A 22039-nucleotide genomic window follows, 5' to 3' on the forward strand; every position below is an offset into this window, starting at 1 on the left:
CCCCAAAGACAGCACCCCCAACGACACGACCTCTGCAAGGACCAATCCGATGGACGAGAACAAGAAGCGCGCCCTCGCTGCAGCTCTGGGCCAGATCGAAAAGCAGTTCGGCAAGGGCTCGGTGATGCGCATGGGCGACCGCGTGGTCGAACCCGTCGAAGCCATCCCGACCGGTTCGCTGATGCTCGACATCGCGCTGGGTATTGGCGGTCTGCCGAAGGGCCGTGTCGTTGAAATCTACGGGCCGGAGTCCTCGGGCAAGACCACCCTGACCCTGCAGGCCATCGCTGAATGCCAGAAGATGGGCGGCACCGCGGCCTTCATCGACGCCGAGCACGCGCTGGACCCGATCTACGCCGCCAAGCTGGGCGTGAACGTGGACGACCTGCTGCTGTCGCAGCCGGATACCGGTGAGCAGGCGCTGGAAATCGCCGACATGCTGGTCCGTTCGGGTTCGGTCGACATCCTGGTGATCGACTCGGTTGCCGCGCTGACCCCGAAGGCCGAAATCGAAGGCGAGATGGGTGACCAGCTGCCGGGCCTGCAGGCCCGACTGATGAGCCAGGCGCTGCGCAAGCTGACCGGCAACATCAAGCGCTCCAACACCCTGGTGGTCTTCATCAACCAGCTGCGCATGAAGATCGGTGTGATGATGCCGGGCCAGAGCCCGGAAACCACCACCGGCGGCAACGCGCTGAAGTTCTACGCCTCGGTACGCCTGGACATCCGCCGCATCGGCGCGATCAAGAAGGGTGACGAGATCATCGGCAACCAGACCAAGATCAAGGTCGTCAAGAACAAGCTGGCGCCTCCGTTCAAGCAGGTCATCACCGAGATCCTGTACGGCGAGGGCATCAGCCGCGAAGGCGAACTGATCGATATGGGCGTGGACGCCAAGCTGGTCGAGAAGGCCGGTGCCTGGTACAGCTACGGCGAAGAACGCATCGGCCAGGGCAAGGACAATGCCCGCGGCTATCTGCGCGACAACCCGACGGTCGCCGCCAAGCTCGAAGCCGAGCTGCGCGAGAAGTTCCAGCCGACCGAAGCCAGCCGTGAGGAAGGCGACGACGAAGGCGACGACGAATAAGGCTTGCTGTGGGGCAGGGCGGCGCCGTCAGTGACGTCGCCCTGTCCCGCAGGTTCGAATCGCCCAGGGATGGGCAGGGCGCCAGGGATGGCGCCACCCTTGGAGCACCGATGTCCGACGCTGACGACATTCCCACCGGCCGCAAACGTCGGCCGCGCGAGCAGACGCCCGTGCAACGGGCACTGGGCCTGCTGGTCCGCCGTGAGCACTCGCGCAAGGAACTCACCCGCAAGTTGACGGCCCGTGGCATCGAAGACGAAGCCGCGCAGGCGGCCGTCGCCAAGCTGACCGAGGCCGGCTGGCAGGACGACACCCGATTTGCCGAGAACCTGGTGCGGATGCGCGCCAACACCGGCTATGGTCCGATCCATGTCCGTGCCGAACTGGGTACCCATGGCCTGGACAGTGCCGCGATTGCGGCGGCGATGGACAGTTATGAGGGCGATTGGCAGGAAAATGCCCGTGATCTGGTCCGCCGACGCTTTGGCGAGGCCGGCCCGCAGGACCTGGCGCAGCGGCGCAAGGCTGCCGATCTGCTGGCCCGGCGGGGCTTCGATGGCGACAGCATCCGCCGTGCGACCCGCTACGACCCGGATGACTGAGACTGGCGGCGCCGGGCCTGATACCCTTTAGGTTTTCGGTGGTCCCTCGCGACCCTGGCCAACGTGGCCGGTGGTCCGGGTCCGCCGGCCCGCCGACTGCCAGCCCCCAATGAACGCATCCGCCAAATTCACGACTTCCCAGATCCGCAGCGACTTCCTTGAATTCTTCAAGGGCAAAGGCCACACCATCGTGCCGTCGGCGCCGCTGGTGCCGGGCAATGATCCGACCCTGCTGTTCACCAACTCCGGCATGGTGCAGTTCAAGGACGTGTTCCTTGGTGCGGAGAAGCGCAGCTACGTGCGCGCGGCCGACGTGCAGCGCTGCCTGCGCGCGGGCGGCAAGCACAACGACCTCGACCAGGTCGGCTACACCGCCCGTCACCACACCTTCTTCGAAATGCTGGGCAACTGGTCGTTCGGCGACTACTTCAAGAAGGACGCGATCGCCTGGGCCTGGGAGCTGCTGACCCAGGTCTGGAAGCTGCCGGCAGAGCGCCTGCTGGTCACCGTCTACCAGACCGACGACGAGGCCTACGCGCTGTGGCGCGACATGGTGGGCGTGCCGGAAGAGCGCATCGTGCGCATCGGCGACAACAAGGGCGCACCGTTCGCTTCGGACAACTTCTGGCAGATGGCCGACACCGGTCCGTGCGGCCCGTGCACCGAGATCTTCTACGACCACGGCGACCATATTGCTGGCGGCCCCCCGGGCTCCCCGGATGAGGACGGCGACCGCTTCATCGAAATCTGGAACCTGGTGTTCATGCAGTTTGACCGCCAGCCGGATGGCACCCTGGTGCCGCTGCCGGCGCCTTGCGTGGATACCGGCATGGGCCTGGAGCGCCTGGCCGCGATCCTGCAGCACGTGCACACCAACTACGAGATCGACCTGTTCCAGGCCCTGATCCGCAAGGCATCCGAGCTGACCGGCACCGCCGACCTGGAAAACAAGTCGCTGCGCGTGATCGCCGATCACATCCGCGCCTGTTCGTTCCTGATCGTCGACGGCGTGCTGCCGTCCAACGAAGGCCGCGGCTACGTGCTGCGCCGTATCATCCGCCGCGCCCTGCGCCATGGCTGGATGCTGGGTGTGCGCCAGCCGTTCTTCAGCAAGCTGGTGCCGACCCTGGTCGAGCAGATGGGCGAGGCTTACCCGGAGCTGCCGGCGGCGGTGGATACCGTCACCCGTGCGCTGCAGGCCGAGGAAGAGCGTTTCGCTGAAACCCTCGATGCCGGCATGAAGATCTTCGAGGACGTGGCCGGCAAGGCCAGCAATGGCGTGATCCCGGGCGTTGACGCCTTCCGCCTGTACGACACCTATGGCTTCCCGCTCGACCTGACCCAGGACATCGCCCGCGAGCGTGACCTGACGGTCGACATCGCCGGCTTCGATGCCGCGATGGAACAGCAGCGCGAGACCGCACGTGCGGCCGGCAAGTTCGGCGGCGGCGTGACCCTGCCGGCCGAGCTTGTGGCCACCCTCAGCCCGACCGTGTTCCTGGGCTATGACCGCCTGCAGGCCGACGGCCTGAGCGTGCTGGCCCTGCTCAAGGACGGTCGTCCGGTGCAGTCGGCCGATGCGGGTGATTCGGTCATCGTCATCACCAACCAGACCCCGTTCTACGCCGAATCCGGCGGCCAGGTCGGCGACACCGGCGTGCTGACCGGCAACGGCGTGCGCCTGGCGGTGGAGGACACCCAGAAGTTCGCTGGCCAGTTCCATGGCCACGTCGGCACCCTGTCCGAAGGCGGTCTGAAGGTCGGCGATGTGCTGTCCGGCCAGGTCGATGGCGAGCGCCGTGGCGCCACCATCCTCAACCACTCGGCCACCCACCTGCTGCACGCCGCGCTGCGCGAAGTGCTGGGTACCCACGTGCAGCAGAAGGGCTCGCTGGTCGCGCCGGACCGCCTGCGTTTCGACTTCTCGCACTTCCAGCCGATCAGCGCGGAAGAGCTGGCGGTGATCGAGCGCAAGGTCAACCAGCAGGTGCGTGCCAACAACGCCGCCGAAGTGCACACCATGGCCATGCAGGAAGCGCTGGACTTCGGCGCGATGGCCCTGTTCGGCGAGAAGTACGGTGAGCACGTGCGCGTGCTGAAGATGGGTGACTACTCCACCGAGCTGTGCGGTGGCACCCACGTCAACCGTACCGGCGACATCGGTCTGTTCAAGATCACCTCCGAGGGCGGTGTTTCCGCCGGCGTGCGCCGCATCGAGGCGGTCACCGGCCAGGGTGCCCTGGATTACGTGGACGCCGAAGAGGCCCGCCTGGCCGAGGCCGCCGACCTGCTCGGCGGCAGCGCTGCCGACGTGGTCGAGAAGATCCGTGCGCTCGGCCAGCGGCAGAAGCAGCTGGAACGCGAACTGGACGCCGTGAAGGCCAAGGTCGCCGCCGGTGCCACGGCCGACCTGTCCGGCCAGGCTGTCGAGGTTGCCGGCGTGAAGGTGCTGGCCGCTCGCCTGGAGGGCTTCGACGCCAAGGCCCTGCGTGATGCCATGGACCGCCTGAAGCAGCAGCTCGGCAACGCGGTGATCGTGCTGGCCGGCGCCCAGGACGGCAAGGCGGCCCTGGTCGCGGGTGTGAACGGCAGCGCAATGGGCAAGGTCAAGGCCGGGGAACTGTTGTCCCATATCGCCGGTCAGATCGGGGGCAAGGGCGGCGGACGCCCGGACCTCGCCCAGGGTGGTGGTGAGGACGGGCCCGCCCTTGCCACTGCGCTGGCTGCAGTCGTCGAATGGGTCAGCCCCCGCCTGTGATGAACCCTGCCGTCCCCCTCCTTGTAGGAGCGGGACGGCTGACGGTACCATTGCGAATCTTTTCCCTTTGTCGTGGTAGCGCTTCTTGACGGAGCGTCAAGCCGGTGGGGGATACCCTTCCACACGGTTCCATGGAGACTTACAAAAATGTTGATCCTGACTCGCCGCGTCGGCGAAACCCTGATGATCGGTGACTCGGTGAGCGTCACCGTGCTTGGCGTCAAGGGTAACCAGGTGCGTATCGGCATCACTGCGCCGAAGGACGTCGCTGTGCATCGCGAAGAGATCTACCAGCGCATCCAGCGTGGTGATGAAGCCGGTGGCACCGGTAGCGAAAATTCTGCCGAATAACGCTTTACCTTCGCACTCGATTAACGTTATGATTCACGCCCCGCTGAGGTGCAACGCACCAGACGCGGAGAAAACCCCGGAGTGATGCCCGAGTGGCCGAAGGGGCTCCCCTGCTAAGGGAGTATAGGGTCAAAAGCTCTATCGAGGGTTCGAATCCCTCTCACTCCGCCAGATACAAAGAAGCGCCTGCAGATCCTCGATCTGCAGGCGTTTTTCTTTGCTCCGGTACTCATCTCTGAATCACCATCCACCGATCATCGATCAGTGGATGGTGGCGGATCCATTGTCCGCTCAGAGCTTCACCGTCACCCCCACCTGGAAGCCCCGCCCCGGCAGTGGTGCGATGTACTTCAGTGGCGAGTTGTGCGGCCGTGCTTCTTCATTGAGCAGGTTGCTGCCGTTGACGAAAATTTCCATGCCGGCGATGTAGCTGTTGCGCACTGGAAGTTCGCGGCTGACCTGCAGGTCGACCAGGTTGAATGCATCCAGCGGCACTTCCTCGCTGACATTGCGACCAAGGTACTTCTGCGTGTCGTAGTAGGTGCTGGACAGTTGTGCCTTCCAGCCTTCGCGCTGCCACTGCAGGTTGGCGCCGTAGCGGTTGGTCGGCATGTTCGGCAGGTACTCGCCGTCATTGTGGGCACGCAGCGAATCGGGGTGGTCGGCCTTGTTCTTGACCAGGTCGGCGAAGGCGGAGACGTTCAACGTGCCATAGCGACCCAGGTCCAATGCCTGCGACGCGTCGATCTCGAAGCCCTTCACCGTGGTGTCGGTCTGCTTCCAGTACTTCAGTGGCAGGCGGTTGGCGGTCTGCAGGCCGGAGTAGCCGAGGTAGAGGTAGTTCTCGTACCGCATCCGGTACGCGGTGGCGGACAGCTCGAAACCACCGAGGTGGAACAGGCCGGTCAGTTCCAGATTCTTCGCGCGCTCCGGTTCCAGGTTCTGGTTGCCTTCTTCCTGCGTCATCACCGAATAGTGCGCGTTGCTGGCATACAGCTCGTTGATCTCTGGGGCGCGCTGTGAGGATGAGTAACGGACCTTGGCCGCGAACAAGGGGCCGAGCTCGACGTACGAGCCGAGGCTGTAGCTGTTGAGCCTGTAGTCGCGGTCCTGCAGTCTGGTGTTGGCGGCATTGCGCGCGGTCCTGAAGCGGCTGGGCTGCAGTGTGTGGTCGACGCGCTCGTGGCGCACGCCGGCGTCGAAGGTGGCCCAGCCGAAGTCGAGCGTCTCCTTCAGGAACACCGCATTGCTGCGCGTGTCCACGTCCGGCAGGTAGCGCTGCGAGCCGCTGCCGGTGACATCACGCGACTGATGACTGAAACCGAGCAGGCCGCTGAGCGGGCCGACGCGTTGATGGCTGAGCAGCAGCTCGGCCTGGGTGCTCTCGAAATCGTAGTCGTTGGCCTTTGTGGCGCCCAGCCGCTCGCCCGAGGTGTTGTCCAGCCTGGACACGCGGAGTTCCGCGCGCTCGAACCACGGCAGCGGATCGCGCAGCAGGGCTTCCAGCGCGTAGCGCTGCTGCTTGATCACCACGCCCACCGGCAGGCCATCGGCATAGTTGGAACCGAACGACAGGTTCTGCATCGAAAAGCCCGGTACGCCGTACTCGCTGTCCTTGGCATCGATGCTGACACCGACGTAGCCACGGTCGAAGAACAGGGTCGAGCCGAAGGCCACCTGACTGTTGCGCGCATAGCTGTTGCCCAGCCGGTGATGGTAGTCGGGGGTGACATCGTTGTTGATCTGCTTCTGCACGTACGACGGCGTGCCGGGCACGTAGGCCGGGTTGACCGGATTGATGTAGGTGCGGCGCTGCCAGACCGAGGTCGGAGCGTTGGTGTAGAACGAGAAATCGCCGTCAGCCCAGTCCGGGTTCTCGGTCATGAACTGGTCGATGTACGGCTGCGAGGCCTTGTTGTAGATCTGCTGGACGCGCGCTTCCTTCTGGCAGCTGTCGGCCAGCGCTGAATTGACGCCGCCGCCGACCGGGAACAGCCCGGTGTTGCAGACACTGGCCTTGCTGTTGCCGGGGATGTCGTAGTGCGAGATGCGCTGGCGCGAGACCTGCAGGTTGGTGGAGAGATTGCGCTGGTTGTTGAAGTTCATGCGGAAGCCCTGCGCGTCGGCGGCGTTGAAGCCTTTGCGCAGGACCAGTTCCATCGACTGGTCCTTGTTTTCCATGCTTCGCGAGATCAGGCCCGAGTCGATCTCCACGCTGCCACCGATCGCGTTGCTCCCATAGCGCACCGTGTCGGAGGATTTGTTGACGGTGACGCTGCGCACGAACAGTGGATCGAACGGAATGTTGATGTCGCCGCTGATCGCGTTCATGCCCAGAATCGACTGGCCGTCCTGCAGGATCTGCACGCGGTTGCCGCTGAGGCTGCGGATGACCGGGGCGCCCGCGTTCGGCCCGAAGGCCGTGCTCTGCACACCGGAGACGTGTTCGAGCAGGCCGCCGAGGGTGCGGTTCTGTGCCTGTGGGTTGTCGACGGTGACCCGGCTGTCGATGCGCGAGGGCTGGGAGGCCTGGACCTGGAGGGTGGGGAGGGTGGGTTCGTCCGCGGCCTGGGCGGTGTGGACGGCGAACAGAATGGCTGCAGCAAGGAGATGGCGGCGCATGACACAATCCGTGAAGTTGGAGTGAAATGTTATAACGTAACTCTTTGTATCAACAAGGGCGGATTGGGCCTTGCCGGCGGGCCAGAAACGCGGAACGCGCAGATGCGGTTGCCTTGCATTCAGTGCACTGCTTGTGCGGGTCGCCGATGCTGTGCACGATCCGAGGCGCTGCCCCCCACCGCGCCTCACGCAGCGCCTTCTTCACTGGAACGGAGCAAGCCATGAAGCTGCTGTCCGCTGTGTTGTTGTCTGCGCTTTCACTTCCCGCCGTTCCGGCGCTGGCAGTGGAGGCTTCGCCCTCACCGCTGCTGGGACGCTGGTCGCTGGATATCACCACATCAGCGCTGCCCGAGGCGCAGCGCCCGAAGCAGGTAGTGTTGGAGTTCAAGGACGCCGGTGCCGGGCGTTGGAGTTCACACGTGGACATCGTCCTGCACGACGGCAAGACCATGAAGTCCGACGGCACGCTGGCCCTGGATGGCACGCCGGGCGCCCTGTCCGGCACCTATGGCGCGGACAAGGCCAACCTGAAACTGCCTGCACCGAACACGCTGGTGATGCAGCTGGTGGACCATGGCACGCCGGCCTCCACCCGCATCTACACGGTGGCGGATGACCGGGCGACGATGACCGAGACCAAGGCGTTCTACGGCCACGACGGTACGCCGATCCTGCAGACCAACCTGTTCAAGCGCATGCCGTAGCGATGCTGCATTCACCACGCCCGCCGAACGGGCGTGGTGAACGCAGCGGCCTTACACGGCGGCCGGATCGCGCTTGCCGGTGTCGATGCCGTACCTGTCGATGGCGTGCTGCATCCGCGAGCGCTCGATGCGGCCTTCATCGGCCAGCGACTTCAGGGCGGCCAGCACGATGAAGTGGCGATCCACTTCGAAGAAGGTGCGCAGCGATTCACGCGTGTCGGAGCGACCGAAGCCATCGGTGCCCAATGCGGTGAAGCGACGGTCGTTGATGAAGGGACGGATCTGGTCGCCGACGAGCTTCATGTAGTCGGTGGCCACCACCACCGGGCCTTCATGACCCCGCAGGCACTGTTGCACGTAGGGTACGCGCGGTGCCTCGGCCGGGTGCAGCAGGTTCCAGCGCTCGGTAGCCAGGCCGTCGCGGCGCAGTTCGGTCAGGCTGGTCGCGCTCCAGACATCGCTGGCGACGCCGAAGTCCTGTTGCAGCAGCGCGGCCGCCGCTTCCACTTCGCGCAGGATCGCGCCGCTGCCCATCAGCTGCACGCGTGGCTGTGAGGTGCTGTCGGCGGCTGCAGGGCGCAGCAGGTACAGGCCCTTCAGGATACCCGCCTCGGCGCCTGGGGGCAGTGCCGGCTGCGGGTAGTTCTCGTTGAGTACGGTGATGTAGTAGTAGATGTCTTCCTGATCGACGTACATGCGGCGCAGGCCGTCGTGGATGATCACCGCCAGCTCGTAGTTGTAGGTCGGGTCGTAGGACACGCAGCTCGGAATCACCGACGACAGCACGTGGCTGTGGCCGTCATCGTGCTGCAGGCCTTCGCCCATCAGCGTGGTGCGGCCCGACGTGGCACCGAGCAGGAAGCCGCGGGTGCGCGCATCGGCAGCGGCCCAGGCGAGGTCGCCCACGCGCTGCAGGCCAAACATCGAGTAGAAGATATAGAACGGAATCGTCGCCAGGCCGTGATTGCTGTAGGCGGTACCGGCAGCGATCCACGAACAGATCGCTCCGGATTCGTTGATGCCTTCCTGCAGGATCTGGCCGTCCTTGGCTTCCTTGTAGTAGCTCAGCTGGCCGGCGTCCTGCGGGGTATACAGCTGGCCCAGGTAGGAGTGGATGCCGATCTGGCGGAACAGGCCTTCCATGCCGAAGGTGCGCGATTCATCGGGAACGATCGGAATCACCAGCCTGCCCAGTTCCGGGTCCTTCAGCAGGCGGGTGAGGATGCGCACGAAGCCCATGGTGGTGGACTGGCCTCGATCGCCGCTGCCCTGCAGCTGGCTGCTGAAGATCGACAGCGGAGGCAGCGGCAGCGGATCGACCTTGGCCACGCGCGCTGGCAGCTGGCCGCCCTGGATGCGGCGGCGCTCGGCAAAGTAGATGGCTTCGGCGCTGCCCGGTTCCGGCCGCAGGTACGGCATGTCTTCCAGCTGCTCGTCACTGACCGGCAGGTTGAAGCGGTCGCGGAAGGCGCGCACCGCATCGGTGCTCATCTTCTTCAGCTGGTGGTTGATGTTCTGGCCTTCGCCAGCCTCACCCATGCCGAAACCCTTGACCGTCTTGGCCAGGATCACCGTCGGCCGGCCGCTGGTGTCCACCGCCTGCTGGTAGGCGGCGAACACCTTCTGTGGATCATGGCCGCCACGTGCGAGCGCCCAGATGTCGTCGTCGCTCATGTGTGCGACCAGCTCCAGCAGTTCCGGGTAGCGGCCGAAGAAATGCTCGCGCACGTAGGCACCGTTCTGCGACTTGAAGGTCTGGTAGTCGCCGTCCACGCATTCCATCATGCGCTGGCGCAGCAGGCCGCTGTGGTCGCGGGCCAGCAGGTCGTCCCAGCCGCTGCCCCAGATCAGCTTGATCACGTTCCAGCCGGCCGCGCGGAAGGTGCCTTCCAGCTCCTGGATGACCTTGGCATTGCCGCGCACCGGACCGTCCAGGCGCTGCAGGTTGCAGTTGACCACGAACACGATGTTGTCCAGCAGCTCGCGGCCGGCCAGCGAGATCGCCGCCAGCGATTCGGGCTGGTCCATCTCGCCGTCGCCGAGGAAGGCCCAGACCTTGCGGCCCTGGTGTTCTTTCAGGCCGCGGTATTCCAGGTAGCGCATGTAGCGCGCCTGGTAGGTGGCGGTCAGCGGGCCCAGGCCCATCGACACGGTGGGGAACTGCCAGAACTCCGGCATCAGGCGCGGGTGTGGGTACGAGGACAGGCCTTCGCGACCGGCTTCGCGGCGGAAGTTGTCCATCCGTGCCGGATCGATGCGGCCTTCCACGTACGCGCGTCCGTAGATGCCCGGCGCCGAATGGCCCTGGATGTAGATCATGTCGCCATCAAAGGTGTCGGTACGGCCACGGAAGAAGTGGTCGAAGCCCACGTCGTACAGCACCGCCGCCGACTGGTAGGTAGCGATGTGACCACCGACGTTGGAGTGCTTGCCCGCGCGCAGCACCATCACCATCGCATTCCAGCGGATCATCGCGTTCAGGCGGCGCTCGATGGCCAGGTCACCCGGGTAGACCGGCTGGCGCTCGGGTGGGATGGTGTTGACGTAGGCCGTCCATGCGCGCGTATGCAGGTCGCCGTGCTGCTGCGCATCCAGCTCGCTGAGCTGGTCGATCAGGTAATGCGCGCGCGGCCGGCCACCGGCCTGCATCACCGCCTCCAGTGATTCACGCCACTCCCGCGTTTCCAGTGGGTCGGTATCGAAGGGGATCAGGGCTTGGTTCATGACTGTCTCCAAAGGGCCGCGGTCGGACTCCTGCCTGGGCGACAACACCGGCAGGGCGCACAGCACTGGAGCGGGGTCGCAACGGCGGGGCCGTGACGCGAAGGGCGACCGTAGCGGTCACCGGGGAGGCAAGCGTAGGCCTGGCCCTGTGCCTTCGATAGGCGGGCCCGGCTTGGGTCTATGGGAAGCAAGGGTTGGCGCGGTGCGCCGTATCATGGGCGGATGTGCTGGGCGGGGAGTGCCTGGCCTGGCCGCCTGCTGCAACGCCACTGTCATCGATGGCCGTCACCCTGCTGGCCTTTCCAGCCTCGGGGTGATTGGCCGGCCGTGAACAGCGTGAGGATCTGGGAGAAGAGCTACGCGCTGCGCCGACGGCTGCTGCGTGGCTTTTTCCTGCGCCGCGGTTCTGCCAGCGAAGACGCCGAGGACCTGGCGCAGGAGGTGTACCTGCGGCTGCTGCGGACCACCGGCGAGAATGCCGCAGCGATCGAGAACCCGGAGGCCTACCTGTTCACGGTCGCGGCCAACCTGGCACGCGAGCACGCGCGCGCGCGTTCGTCGCTGCCGCCGCTGGAAGACGTTGATCTGCTGGCGGAAGTGCTGAAAAGCGAAGAAGACATCGAAGGCGAGTTCGAGCGCGCGCAGCGCTGGAACGATATCCGCACCACCATCGCACGACAGCCGGCGACCACGCGGCGGGTGATGGAGCTGCACTACCGCGACGGGCTGGATTGCCCGGCCATCAGCCAGCAGCTGCAGGTGTCGGTGCACATGGTGCGCAAGCACATCGGCAAGGGGCTGGAGGCCTGCAGGAAGGCGCTGGGCGCCAGGGAGCACACATGAACCGGAACGCATCGCCCGTGGCCGACGACACGATCGCCTGCGAGGCCATGGACTGGTTCCTGCGCAATCGCGAGGGAGTGCTGGACGAGGCCGAGCGGGTTGCGTTCCTGGACTGGATGAAGCGCTCGCCCGAACACGTGCGCGCCTATATGCACGCCCTCGCGCTGCACCGGCAGGTCGCCGAGGCACTGCAATCGCCGTTGCTTGAAGAGGCGCCGGTGCCGCAACGGCAGGCGGCCGCCAAGGTGGTGCCTCTGTTCGGTAGCGCATCCGCCGCGCCGCACGCAGCGCCGCAGCGCCACCGCACGCGCAGGTGGGTGATGGCTGCCGCAGCCTGTATCGCCCTGCTCGGTGTGGGCCTGGTTCCGCAGCTGATGCCCACCGAACAGCTGTACAGCGCCGACCATGGTGAACTGCGTGACCTGGTGCTGCCCGACCGGACACAGGTACGGCTCAATGCGGACAGCCAACTGCGGGTACGCATGGGCTGGTTCAGCCGCAAGGCGGAACTGCTGCAGGGTGAGGCGACGTTCGACATCGCACGCGATCGGCGCCCGTTCGAAGTGCAGGTGAACGGGTTGCAGATCCGCGACATTGGCACCGTGTTCGACGTATCCCGGCGATTGCAGGGTACGCGCATCGGCGTGGTTTACGGCGAGGTGGAAGTATGGAGCCAGGGCACGGACGCGCGGCGCCTTGCACAGCTGGGCGAAGGCCGGGTGGTGCAGGTCGACGCGCGCAGCCATGCCGTGGAGTCGCTGGATGTGCCGCTGTCGATGCTGCTGGACTGGCAGCAACGCAAGGTGTCCTTCCTGGACGAGCGACTGGATGAGGTGGCTGCCGCGTTCAACCGGCACAACCAGGTGCAGGTGCGGGTGCTGGATGAAGGCGCGGCGTCAGCGCGGTTGTCCGGCAGCCTGGACGCGCATCGCATCGGCGCACTGCAGGCCTTCCTCGAACGCGACCCACGCTTTGTCGTCCGTCGCGAAGGCGACACGGTGCGGGTCGGCAGTCGCTGAAGGCGACGTGGCCGCGCACTGTCAAAAAAGATTCATCGAATCCGCGTTCTCCACTTCGGTGGAAGCGGGCTCTTACTTGGGAGAAGCCGCTGACGATCCGCGCAGCGGCACCTGCTGCATTCTCTCTTCCAAGGACCCGTGATGCGCAACACGCTCTACCTGTCGATCATCCTCGCCCTGTCTCCCTGCAGCGTTCCGCTGGCGTCTGCGGCTACCGTCGATGGCCTGGAGGCCCGCGTGTCGGCGCCGATCGCGGCGCAGCCGTTGGCGCGTGCGCTGGAACAGTTGTCGCGCAGTTCCGGCGTGCAGTTCCTGTATTCGGGTAGCAGTGAAGCGCACATGGCCGGGGCGGTGCCGCGTGGTGCCACCGTCAAGCAGGCACTGGACGCGCTGCTGGCAGGGACCGGCCTGGGCTACACCGTGGTGGATGGCAACGTCATCGCCATCGATCCGGCGCCCGCACGCAACGAACCGAAGCCGGCCGCGCCGAAGCCGCGCGAGGCCGAGGCGGTGGTGGCGCCGACCCTGGACACGGTGAAGGTGATTGCCGCGCATGAGGTGATCGACCAGAAGAAGACCTCGCCGGTGATCAAGGATTCGGTGGTCTACGACGAGATGGACAGCTATGGCGACGAAACCCTGGCCGAAAGCCTGATGGCCGCGCCGGGCCTGAGTGCGGTGGAGGATGCCGGCGAGCCCCGTTACGTGACGGTGCGTGGCGTGCAGGCCAACCTCAACTACACCACCATCGATGGCATCGCTATTGCCAGCGTGGGTGGCAGTGGCTCGGGTGAGCGCATGAACAACCTGCAGCTGATTCCCAGCGACATCGGCACCCGCACCGACATCTACAAGAGTTTCAGCGCCGAGCAGGCGCCGGACGCGATCGGCGGCGTGATCGACATCATCAGCCGCAGCGCCTTCGACCGTTCCGGAAAGTACGTGTTCGCCGATGTGGCCGGTATCTATTCCACGGCCGAGACCAATGTCGAGCGCAGCGCCGGTGGCAACCACGAGACCCTGGGCCACTTCGGCAAGAGCGCCAAGATGGTGTTCTCCAACCAGTTCGGTGCCGGCCAGGAATTCGGCATCGTCGCGGTGGCGCGCTATGAGCAGCGTTCGCGCAACAGCGTCAAGCGCTGGGTGGAGTCGAACTACTACTACAACGACGCCGGCAAGTACCTCACCGACGGCACCACCGGGCCGGACGAGGCCAAGGGCTGGAACGGGTTGCGTGCGCCCGGCAATTTCAGCACCGGTACCTACACCAACTTCATCACCAACTTCGGTGGCTCGGCCAAGGTGGAATGGAAGCCGTCGGACGATCCGTTCTACGCGTCGCTGCTGCTGTACTCGTACCGGTTCTACGAGAACTCGACGATGAACAAGACAGACCTGTACGGCAACGCCAAGTTTCCGATCCGCAACCAGACCGAAGACAGCGGCACCACCCAGATCAACAGCATCTACATCAAGAACCGCCACGACCGCTGGGACCGCAGCAACCGCGGCGCCATCGCCAGCTTCAACTGGGATATCGGTGATCGCTCGCGGCTGACCCTGCGCGGTGGCCACACCGAAGAGACCTTCCACAACAGCCAGGTCTACTGGGGGGTACGCGCCTACCCGAGCAACCTGTTCGTCGACTACGAGAACGACAGCCACGGCTTTCCCAATGCGGTGGCGGTATCCGATTCCAGCCTGCTGACCAGCTCGGCGTTCAAGCTCAACCCGGCACAGGCCTATGTCTCGCCGCGGGATGCCAAGGAGAGCATCGACAACCTGCGCGCCGACTTCAGCTACAACATCGATGCCGACGCGCGTGGCTTCGGCTTGGCCGCCGGTGCCGAGTACCGGCACCTGAAAATCTGGCAGGACATCGACTTCGACTACTACAAGAGCAGTGCCACGCTCAACGATTACCTGTATCCGGGTTCGACCCTGCTGGGCAGCGTGCCGGGCTTCCCGTTGATCGACAACCGCAAGTGGAACGAGGAGCTGGCGCCGACGCTGGGCAGCAACAATGCGGCCTATCCGAATGCCAACTTCACCAGTGACTACAAGTACGTGGAGGACATCACCAACGCCTATGCCTCTGCCCACTACGCCTGGGACCGGTTGCTGCTGATCGGTGGCCTGCGCTACGACCACACCCGCTTCGATGCGTACAGCCCGTTCAGCGACGATGGCGGCACCACCTATACCTCGGCCTTCCGCAAGACGAGTGGTGGCTACAACAACCTGCTGCCGTCATTGAATGCGACGTTCAAGCTTACCGAGGACCAGCGCCTGCGCTTCTCCGCCAGCCGAACACTGGGCCGGCCGACGCCAAGCAACATCGCCCAGGCCACCACCACCAGCTGTGGCGATGACGAGGAGGGCAGGGGCTTCTGCACCATCAAGCAGGGCAACGCCAACCTGCAGCCGCGGCGCTCCACCAACATCGACCTGGCGTGGGACCTGTACTTCAACGGCAACAACGGCCTGGTCTCGATCGCGCTGTTCGACAAGGTGATCAAGGACGACATCTACACCCTGACTACCTTCGAGAACGTGGGTGACACGCGCTACCGGGTCACCCAGCCGATGAACACCGATGAGTCCAGGCTGCGCGGCGTCGAGTTCGCGGTGGCCAACCGCAACCTGCAGTGGGGCCGCCAGCGCTTCGACATGTACTTCAACGCCACGCGGCTGGAGGGCCAGACCAACTACCGAATCAGCGATGGCACTGAGCGCCGCCTGGATCGCCTGCTGTACCAGCCGGACTGGTCGCTCAATGGCTCGGTGATCTGGCGCATGCCGTGGAAGAGCGCGCAGCTGCGCCTGTCCGGAACCTACCGCAGCCGGATGCTGGTCGACTTCGGCGATACCCAGTGGCTGGATTCGTACTACGACCCGTACATGACCTTCAACATGGCCTTCAGCCACAAGGTCAGCAGGCACGTGACGCTGAAGTACGAGGCCAAGAACCTGTTCAACACCCAGCCGACCTACAGCACCGGTCCGAACGGGCGCTTCCGTACCGAGATCGACGACTACGGCCGCTTCTTCTACTTCCACATCATCTACAACTGAGGGCACAGCCGTGGAGACGATCAATCGCAGGCGATTCCTGGCCCTGGCCGGCCTGTCCGCTGCTGGCGCCTGGATGGGCACGGCGCGCGCGCTGGCCGCACAGGCCGATGCCGCTGCGCTGAACCCGCGCAACCTGCTGGCCTCGCCGCGGTTCGCCAGCACTCCGTTCACCCTGGGCGTGGCCTCGGGTGATCCTTCGGCCGATGGCATGGTGCTGTGGACACGGCTGGCGACCGAGCCGCTGGTGTTCGGCGGCGGCATGCCCACCCGGCCAATGGTGGTCGAATGGCAGCTGGCCGCGGACGAGCGCATGCGCAAGGTGGTGCGCCAGGGTTCGGCGATGGCCCATCCCGAGCTGGGCCATGCCGTGCACGTGGAGCTGGAAGGGCTGGCACCGGGCCGACCCTACTGGTACCGCTTCACGGTGGGCGGCCATGCCAGTGCGGTGGGCTGCACGCGCACGCTGCCTGCGGCCACGGCGGCGGTGGACCGGGTGCGCTTCGCGGTGGCTGGCTGCCAGCACTACGAAGAGGGCCACTACACCGCGTGGCGGCGCATCGCCGAGGAACCGCTGGATTTCGTCTTCCACTACGGCGATTACATCTATGAAGGCGAAAGCCAGCCGGGCCTGCGGAAGATGAACGGCCAGCCGTTCACCAACCTGCGCAATCATGTCGGGCCGCAGACCTACACGCTGGACGACTACCGCCGCCGCTACGCCCAGTACAAGAGCGATGCCGACCTGCAGGCCGCACATGCGTCGGCACCATGGTTCGTCACCTTCGATGACCATGAAGTGGACAACAACTGGGCCGGTGCCGAAGACCAGGACGATACGCCCAGCGAAGTGTTCCTGCTGCGCCGCGCGCAGGCGTTCCAGGCCTACTACGAGAACATGCCGCTGCGTCGCTCGGCATTCCCGCGCGATGGCCACATGCAGCTGTACCGGCGCGCACGCTACGGCACGCTGATGGACCTGCACCTGCTCGACACACGCCAGTACCGCAGCAAGCCGGTGAACATGGCGCTGCGTGAGGAGGTGGAATCACCGCAGCGCAGCATTGTGGGTGCGAAGCAGGAGCGCTGGCTGTTCGACGGCCTAGCCGATGCCGCGCCGCGTTGGCACACCATCGCCCACCAGGTGGCGCTGGGCAACTACATGCGCGAGAAGGACGGCGCGGTGCAGTCGTCCGATGACCAGTGGTCGGGTTATCTGGACAGCCGCCGGCGCCTGCTCGACCACATCCAGAAGGTCGGCTTCGGTAACGTGGTGACCGCCTGTGGCGACGCGCACCGGCATTACGCCAGCGACCTGGTGCAGGACCATCGTGATTCGGGCGTGGTCTCCAGCGAGTTCCTTGCCACCTCGATCACGTCCGGCGCCGACGGCCAGGGCGTGGATGCGTACGCCCACAACCAGCTTGCGCACAGCCCTTACCTGAAGGCGACCACCGACAAGCGTGGCTATGTGCTGTGCGATGTCACCCGTGATGCGTGGATCGGCGACATGAAGACGCTGGATTCCGTGATGCGTCCGAACGGTATCGTGCAGAGCTGGAAGCGGTACGCGGTGGAGCACGGCCGGCCGGGATTGCAGGACGCCTGAATCTACCGGACTACTCTGTAGAGCCGAGCCCATGCTCGGCTGCTCTTCGATAATGGACCGGAAAAGCAGCCGAGCATGGGCTCGGCTCTACAGAAATCCTTCAATCGTGCTCGAACCGCAGTGGTTCGCTGCCCATCGCCGGATCACTGGTGCCGGGGCGACCATCCTCGGCGCGGCCCGCCAGGCGCAGCACGCTCTCACCCGCGCTGACCTGCAGGTCATACCAGCCGGCGGTAGGGGTTGCATCCCACGCCAACGACGTCTCCGCATGCGCGGGCAGTGCCAGCGTCTGCTCGGGCATGTGCCCGGCATAGGCACCGGCATGCACGCGCAGTTGCTGCGAGCTGTCACCCAGATTGCGCAGGTGCAGCCGCAGCTGGCCGTCCGCAGGCTCGACCGCAGCCTGTACGGCGGGTGCCTTGGCCGCCCCCTGGAAATGGCGGTGGAAGCCGTTCGGGCCCAGCAGCCACAGGTCGTAGCGACCGTGCGCATCCAGCGGCCAGCGCTCCTGCAGTGCTGTGCCTGGCACCAGCGTATAGCGGCGTGGCACCGCACCCAGTCGCAGCCGATCGTAGATATGCAGCACTGCCGCTGCACCTTCGCAGGACAACGTCAGGTCCACGCCCGAGCCGTCGATCGCAGCAATCGATGCCTGCGGCCGGTAGGGCAGGGCACGCGCCGGGCGTACGCCGCTTTCCTGTTTCGCCGGCTTCAGTCCGTCAGGCAACGTCGGCACGGTGCGTCCCGGCAGGGCGGCGGCACGTGCGGCCACCGCGCTCACATCGGGCAGGCCACGTACGAACGGACGGGTATCGCGCTGGGCGAAGTCGAAGGCGTTGCTCAGGTCACCGCAGACCGCACGGCGCCAGGGCGAGATGTCCGGTGCGGCCACGCCGAAGCGGCGTTCGATCAGGCGCACGACCGAGGTGTGGTCGTACACCTGCGAATCGACCCAGCCACCGCGGCTCCACGGCGAAATCACGTACAGCGGCACGCGCGGGCCCAGCCCATAGGGGCGGCCGCGCAGTTCGGCGGCATCGTACTTCTCGTCGCCCGGTGCCGGATGGCGGTGGTACTCGCCTTCGGTACTGACCGATGAGGCGCCGGCCCACCCCCCGTCCACGGGCGAAGGCGGTGCCGGCGGCGGCATGTGGTCGAAGAAGCCGTCGTTCTCGTCGAACATGAGCAGCAGGGCGGTGCGGCTCCACACCTCCGGATCGGCGGTCAGTGCATCCAGCACGCGTGCGGTATAGGCCGCGCCCTGGGCCGGGCTGGAGGGGCCGGGATGCTCGCTGCCGGCCGCGTCGGCGATGATGAAGCTGACCTGCGGCAGGCGTCCATCGACCACGTCCTGGCGCAGCTGCGCCAGGCCACGCGTGCTGACCCCGCGTGCGCGCAGCTGCGGGTCATGCCCCGGCGCAGCGCGGTAGGCCTGGCGGAAAGCCTCGAAGCCGGCCAGCGGGTTGTCGGTGAAGTTGTCGGCCATGTCCTGGTAGATCTGCCAGGACACGCCCGCCTTCTGCAGGCGTTCGACATAGCTGGTCCAGCGGTACGACGCCGGGTGCCCGCCGTGCTCGGGAAAGTTGTCGTGCGAGTTGGCGATCACCGGGCCACCAGCACGCGCGTGTGCATCATTGTGGCCGGTCCACAGGAACACCCGGTTCGGGTTGGTGCCGGCCTGCATCGCGCAGTGGTAGGCGTCGCAGATGGTGAAGGCATCGGCCAGGGCGAACTGGAAGGGCAGGTCGCTGCGCTGGAAGTAGCCCATCGAGTGATTCTGCTTGGCTTTCGGCCATTGCCCCATGCGCCCGTGGTCCCAGGCCCGCTGTGCATCCGGCCAGGTGTGCGGCGTGCCTTCCACGCGCATGTAGCCGAAGTGCGCAGCGGTATCCAGCGGGAACGGCGCGATCGCGCGCTTGCCGCTGGCATCGGGTTGCAGCCACAGGCTGCGCGCGCGGCCGCCGGCCTGCAGTGCCTGCGCCGGAGCGACGAAGCGATCGCCGAAACCCCGTACCCCCGGCAGCGTGCCGAAGTAGTGGTCGAACGAACGGTTCTCCTGCATGAACACCACGATGTGCTGCAGGTCTTCGAGGCTGCGCGTCTGCGCGGCGGGGGCGATCGCTGCGGCCCGGGCGATGCTGGGCAGCAGCGGGGAAAGGCCAGCGGCAACGCCGGCCTGCAACAACCGGCGTCGGCCGATATCGGTCACGGGCTCACTCACAGGTCCACACGGAAGGAGATGCCGACGGTGCGCGGGGCGCCGATGAAGGCGTTGTCGCGGCCGTCCACCCCTGCAAGATACCGCTTGTCGGTAAGATTGCTCACCACCAGGTTGGCGCCCATGCCTTTCAGGCGCGGCGACAGGCCCTGCAGGTCGAAGCCGATATTGGCGTTGAACACGGTGGCCGAAGGCAGCTTGTTGACGTTGGCGGCATCGAGGTAGCGCGTGCCCAGGTAGCGACCGGACAGGCCGAAGTTCCAGTTCTCACCCTGCCAGTCCGCCGACAGCACCAGGGTCTGTTCGGGCTGGCCGATCACCTTGGCGCCGTCGACGATGCCCAACTGGGTATCACGTGCGGCATCGCCACTGCCCAGGTACTTGGAGCGGTTGTAGGTATAGGCGGCGTTGAGGCGCCAGCCGTTGTCCCAGCCATAGCCGAACGCCGCCTCCAGGCCGTTGCTTTCCACGCCGCCGAAGTTCTCGTAGACACCGTCGGTCTCGCCGAGGTAGTCGATGCCGCTGACGAAACCGGCCGGCAGGTAGACGATGCGGTTGTCGAACTTGATGTTGTACAGGGTGACCGAGGCGGTCAGCGGCCAGCGGCTGATGCGCATGCCCACTTCGATGTTGTCGGCGGTTTCCGGCTCGACGTTGCGGAAGCGTTGCGGGTCGGTCTCGCCGAGCACGCCGGAGGGAATGGCGGCGAAGTTCTGCGAGAAGCCAGCGAACAGCTCCATGCCTTCCACGCCGGGTGCCCAGGTGAAGCCGGTGGACAGCAGCGGATCGGACTTGGAATCGGATTTGACGTGCTCGCTGGCACCGATCACGCGGCGGCGCGACTGGTCGACGAAGAACTGCTTCACGCCCAGGCGCGCGCTGAACGGCCCGAAGCGGGCCACGTCCTCGACGTAATACATCTGCTCGTCGACCTTGTACTTGTCCTCGAACTGCACCCAGTAAGGCTGGTGGTCGAAGGCGATGTCCTGGCCGACGTTGAGCAGGCGGTGCCAGTCGCGACGGGCCGAGCGGTCCAGCTTCTCCACCCACAGGCCGCCGCGGATCGTGTTGTCGACCGCACCGAAGGTCTGCCGCCACTCGACGTCGGCGGTCACGCCCATGCGGTCATTGTCGTAGTGGGTGTGGCGATACGACTGCGCGCCCAGCACGTTGCCGGCATAGCAGTTCGGATCGTATTCGGCAGTGAAGCCCAGCCGCGGCGTGCAGCTGGCCAGGCGCTGCGCGACGCTGCCGTCGGGATTGACGAAGAAGATCTGGCCGCGGTTGCTGCCGCCATACACGGTCTTTCCACCGATGTACTCCGACTCGGGGCGGCCGGCACCATCATCGCTGACCTGTGCCAGGTACGGTGGCAGCCAGTCGCCACGACCTTCCATACGGTGCCCGTAGGCCGCCACCGAGGCCTTGAAGCCGTTGCCGCCGTCGAAGGCCGCGCGCAGGTAGCCGAAGGTGTTCTCGCGCAGCGCACGCGAGCCGGAACGGTAGTTCTGGTCCAGATAGGGGATGCCGGTGAGGGTACCAACCAGGTTGTCGCGGTCCGGGTTGGTGGCGAAGCCCTTCGGCGAGACGCTGGTGTACTCCGGCTCGTCGGCATCGTTGTAGGACAGGTAGCCGGTCAGCGTCCAGCGGTCCAGCTCGGTGATGAACTTGCCGGCGATGTGATCGTTGCTGGTCTTGCCGCTGCCATCGATCCAGTCATGCACGCGCGCCGAAGAGGCACTCACCCAGGCGCGGGTATGGCCGCCGAGCAGGCCGGTGTCGTAGCGCACGTAGTACTTGCGCGCTTCGTTGTCACCGGCACCGACCACGAAGCGCAGGCGGCTGTCCTGCAGCGGATCGCTGGTGAGGAAGTTGAGCGTGCCACCCAGCGCTTCGTTCGAGCGCGAGGAGATGTCGGCGGTGCCCTGGCTGACTTCCACCGTTTCCAGGTCGAGGGTGTCGATGTAGCGGTTGGCCAGCGAGCCGCCGCCGTAACCCGAACCGCCGTTGGGCAGGCCGTCGATGGTGGTGCCGATCTGCTGGGTGTCGCGGTTGGTGACGAAGCCACGCATGCTGATCTGCGTGCCCCACACCGACGAGCCGGTGGCATCAGCTTCGCTGACCACCACGCCGGGCACTTCATTGAGCGCGTCGTTGACGCTGCTCATCACCGTCTGGCGGTTCAGCGTTTCCGCGCGCACCGAGGTCTTGGCGTAGCTGGTGGCCTGGCCGATCACCTGCACCTGGTCGAGGGTGCGGGCCTCACTGCTGCGCGCTTCAGCGGCATCGCCCTGCGGTGCTTCGGCCAGGGCGTCCAGTGCGGGGGCGATCAGCAGGGCAAGCAGCGAGACACGGGGAAAGCACGCAGACGTTCGCATCGAGACCGGACCTTCAGAGGAGGGAAGCCCCGGAGTGTCGGCAACGCCAATG

The 22039-nt window shown here is 65.8% G+C and carries 13 protein-coding genes and 1 tRNA gene; 10 read left to right on the forward strand and 4 right to left on the reverse strand.

The features are described 5' to 3' along the window. Window positions 1–49: 49 nt before the first annotated feature. The 5 genes from recA (at window position 50) to ACUZUJ_RS08245 (ending at window position 4969) form a co-directional block, all read left to right on the forward strand. Complete coding sequence (recA, locus tag ACUZUJ_RS08225) at window positions 50–1087, forward strand: recombinase RecA (protein ID WP_010484252.1); 1038 nt, start codon at window positions 50–52, stop codon at window positions 1085–1087. 110 nt (window positions 1088–1197) lie between these two features. Next, window positions 1198–1689: a recombination regulator RecX gene (gene recX, locus ACUZUJ_RS08230; protein WP_049445658.1), complete on the forward strand. Its 492-nt coding sequence runs from the start codon at window positions 1198–1200 to the stop codon at window positions 1687–1689. A gap of 109 nt (window positions 1690–1798) precedes the next feature. Beyond that, complete coding sequence (alaS, locus tag ACUZUJ_RS08235; RefSeq protein ID WP_049445656.1) at window positions 1799–4447, forward strand: alanine--tRNA ligase; 2649 nt, start codon at window positions 1799–1801, stop codon at window positions 4445–4447. 147 nt (window positions 4448–4594) lie between these two features. Then, entirely contained in the window at window positions 4595–4798 is a 204-nt protein-coding gene (csrA, locus tag ACUZUJ_RS08240) for a carbon storage regulator CsrA (protein WP_004152909.1), read from the forward strand. 78 nt (window positions 4799–4876) lie between these two features. After that, a tRNA-Ser gene (locus ACUZUJ_RS08245) sits at window positions 4877–4969 on the forward strand. Window positions 4970–5089: 120 nt separating this feature from the next. On the opposite strand, the gene ACUZUJ_RS08250 is transcribed toward ACUZUJ_RS08245, so the two are convergent. Further along, window positions 5090–7420, reverse strand: coding sequence for a TonB-dependent receptor (locus tag ACUZUJ_RS08250; protein WP_458220846.1), 2331 nt, complete (start codon window positions 7418–7420; stop codon window positions 5090–5092). A gap of 221 nt (window positions 7421–7641) precedes the next feature. Here ACUZUJ_RS08250 and ACUZUJ_RS08255 point away from each other — a divergent pair, with 221 nt between their 5' ends. Further along, window positions 7642–8124 carry a hypothetical protein gene (locus tag ACUZUJ_RS08255; protein WP_049445652.1) on the forward strand — a complete coding sequence of 161 codons (483 nt, stop codon included), beginning with the start codon at window positions 7642–7644 and terminating at the stop codon, window positions 8122–8124. 51 nt (window positions 8125–8175) lie between these two features. On the opposite strand, the gene aceE is transcribed toward ACUZUJ_RS08255, so the two are convergent. Then, entirely contained in the window at window positions 8176–10848 is a 2673-nt protein-coding gene (gene aceE, locus ACUZUJ_RS08260) for a pyruvate dehydrogenase (acetyl-transferring), homodimeric type (RefSeq protein ID WP_458220845.1), read from the reverse strand. Window positions 10849–11175: 327 nt separating this feature from the next. On the opposite strand from aceE, the gene ACUZUJ_RS08265 reads away from it, so the two are divergent. The 4 genes from ACUZUJ_RS08265 to ACUZUJ_RS08280 all read left to right on the forward strand — a co-directional run bounded on the left by ACUZUJ_RS08265 (window position 11176) and on the right by ACUZUJ_RS08280 (window position 17391). Then, window positions 11176–11691, forward strand: a complete 516-nt coding sequence (locus ACUZUJ_RS08265; RefSeq protein WP_049445649.1) for an RNA polymerase sigma factor — start codon at window positions 11176–11178, stop codon at window positions 11689–11691. Beyond that, complete coding sequence (locus ACUZUJ_RS08270; RefSeq protein WP_049445647.1) at window positions 11688–12710, forward strand: FecR family protein; 1023 nt, start codon at window positions 11688–11690, stop codon at window positions 12708–12710. The genes ACUZUJ_RS08265 and ACUZUJ_RS08270 overlap by 4 nt, the downstream gene beginning before the upstream one ends. A 141-nt stretch (window positions 12711–12851) precedes the next feature. Continuing rightward, window positions 12852–15785: a TonB-dependent receptor gene (locus ACUZUJ_RS08275; protein WP_049445645.1), complete on the forward strand. Its 2934-nt coding sequence runs from the start codon at window positions 12852–12854 to the stop codon at window positions 15783–15785. Between the two features lie 10 nt (window positions 15786–15795). Beyond that, on the forward strand, window positions 15796–17391 hold the full coding sequence (locus ACUZUJ_RS08280; RefSeq protein ID WP_458220844.1) for an alkaline phosphatase D family protein: 1596 nt from the start codon (window positions 15796–15798) through the stop codon (window positions 17389–17391). A 100-nt stretch (window positions 17392–17491) separates the two neighbouring features. Here the strand turns inward: ACUZUJ_RS08280 and ACUZUJ_RS08285 are convergent, their stop codons facing one another. Continuing rightward, complete coding sequence (locus ACUZUJ_RS08285; protein WP_049445641.1) at window positions 17492–19600, reverse strand: phosphocholine-specific phospholipase C; 2109 nt, start codon at window positions 19598–19600, stop codon at window positions 17492–17494. An 8-nt stretch (window positions 19601–19608) separates the two neighbouring features. Further along, window positions 19609–21987 carry a TonB-dependent receptor gene (locus ACUZUJ_RS08290; protein ID WP_049445638.1) on the reverse strand — a complete coding sequence of 793 codons (2379 nt, stop codon included), beginning with the start codon at window positions 21985–21987 and terminating at the stop codon, window positions 19609–19611. Window positions 21988–22039 lie beyond the last annotated feature (52 nt).

The organism is Stenotrophomonas sp. S4 (assembly GCF_054187805.2).

Excerpts from the sequence above, each read along its gene's own strand:
- ACUZUJ_RS08275 (WP_049445645.1), top strand. The coding sequence starts at position 12,852 with ATGCGCAACACGCTCTACCTGTCGATCATCCTCGCCCTGTCTCCCTGC.
- csrA (WP_004152909.1), top strand. The coding sequence starts at position 4,595 with ATGTTGATCCTGACTCGCCGCGTCGGCGAAACCCTGATGATCGGTGAC.
- alaS (WP_049445656.1), top strand. The coding sequence starts at position 1,799 with ATGAACGCATCCGCCAAATTCACGACTTCCCAGATCCGCAGCGACTTC.
- aceE (WP_458220845.1), bottom strand. The coding sequence starts at position 10,848 with ATGAACCAAGCCCTGATCCCCTTCGATACCGACCCACTGGAAACGCGG.
- ACUZUJ_RS08250 (WP_458220846.1), bottom strand. The coding sequence starts at position 7,420 with ATGCGCCGCCATCTCCTTGCTGCAGCCATTCTGTTCGCCGTCCACACC.
- recX (WP_049445658.1), top strand. The coding sequence starts at position 1,198 with ATGTCCGACGCTGACGACATTCCCACCGGCCGCAAACGTCGGCCGCGC.
- ACUZUJ_RS08270 (WP_049445647.1), top strand. The coding sequence starts at position 11,688 with ATGAACCGGAACGCATCGCCCGTGGCCGACGACACGATCGCCTGCGAG.
- recA (WP_010484252.1), top strand. The coding sequence starts at position 50 with ATGGACGAGAACAAGAAGCGCGCCCTCGCTGCAGCTCTGGGCCAGATC.
- ACUZUJ_RS08290 (WP_049445638.1), bottom strand. The coding sequence starts at position 21,987 with ATGCGAACGTCTGCGTGCTTTCCCCGTGTCTCGCTGCTTGCCCTGCTG.
- ACUZUJ_RS08255 (WP_049445652.1), top strand. The coding sequence starts at position 7,642 with ATGAAGCTGCTGTCCGCTGTGTTGTTGTCTGCGCTTTCACTTCCCGCC.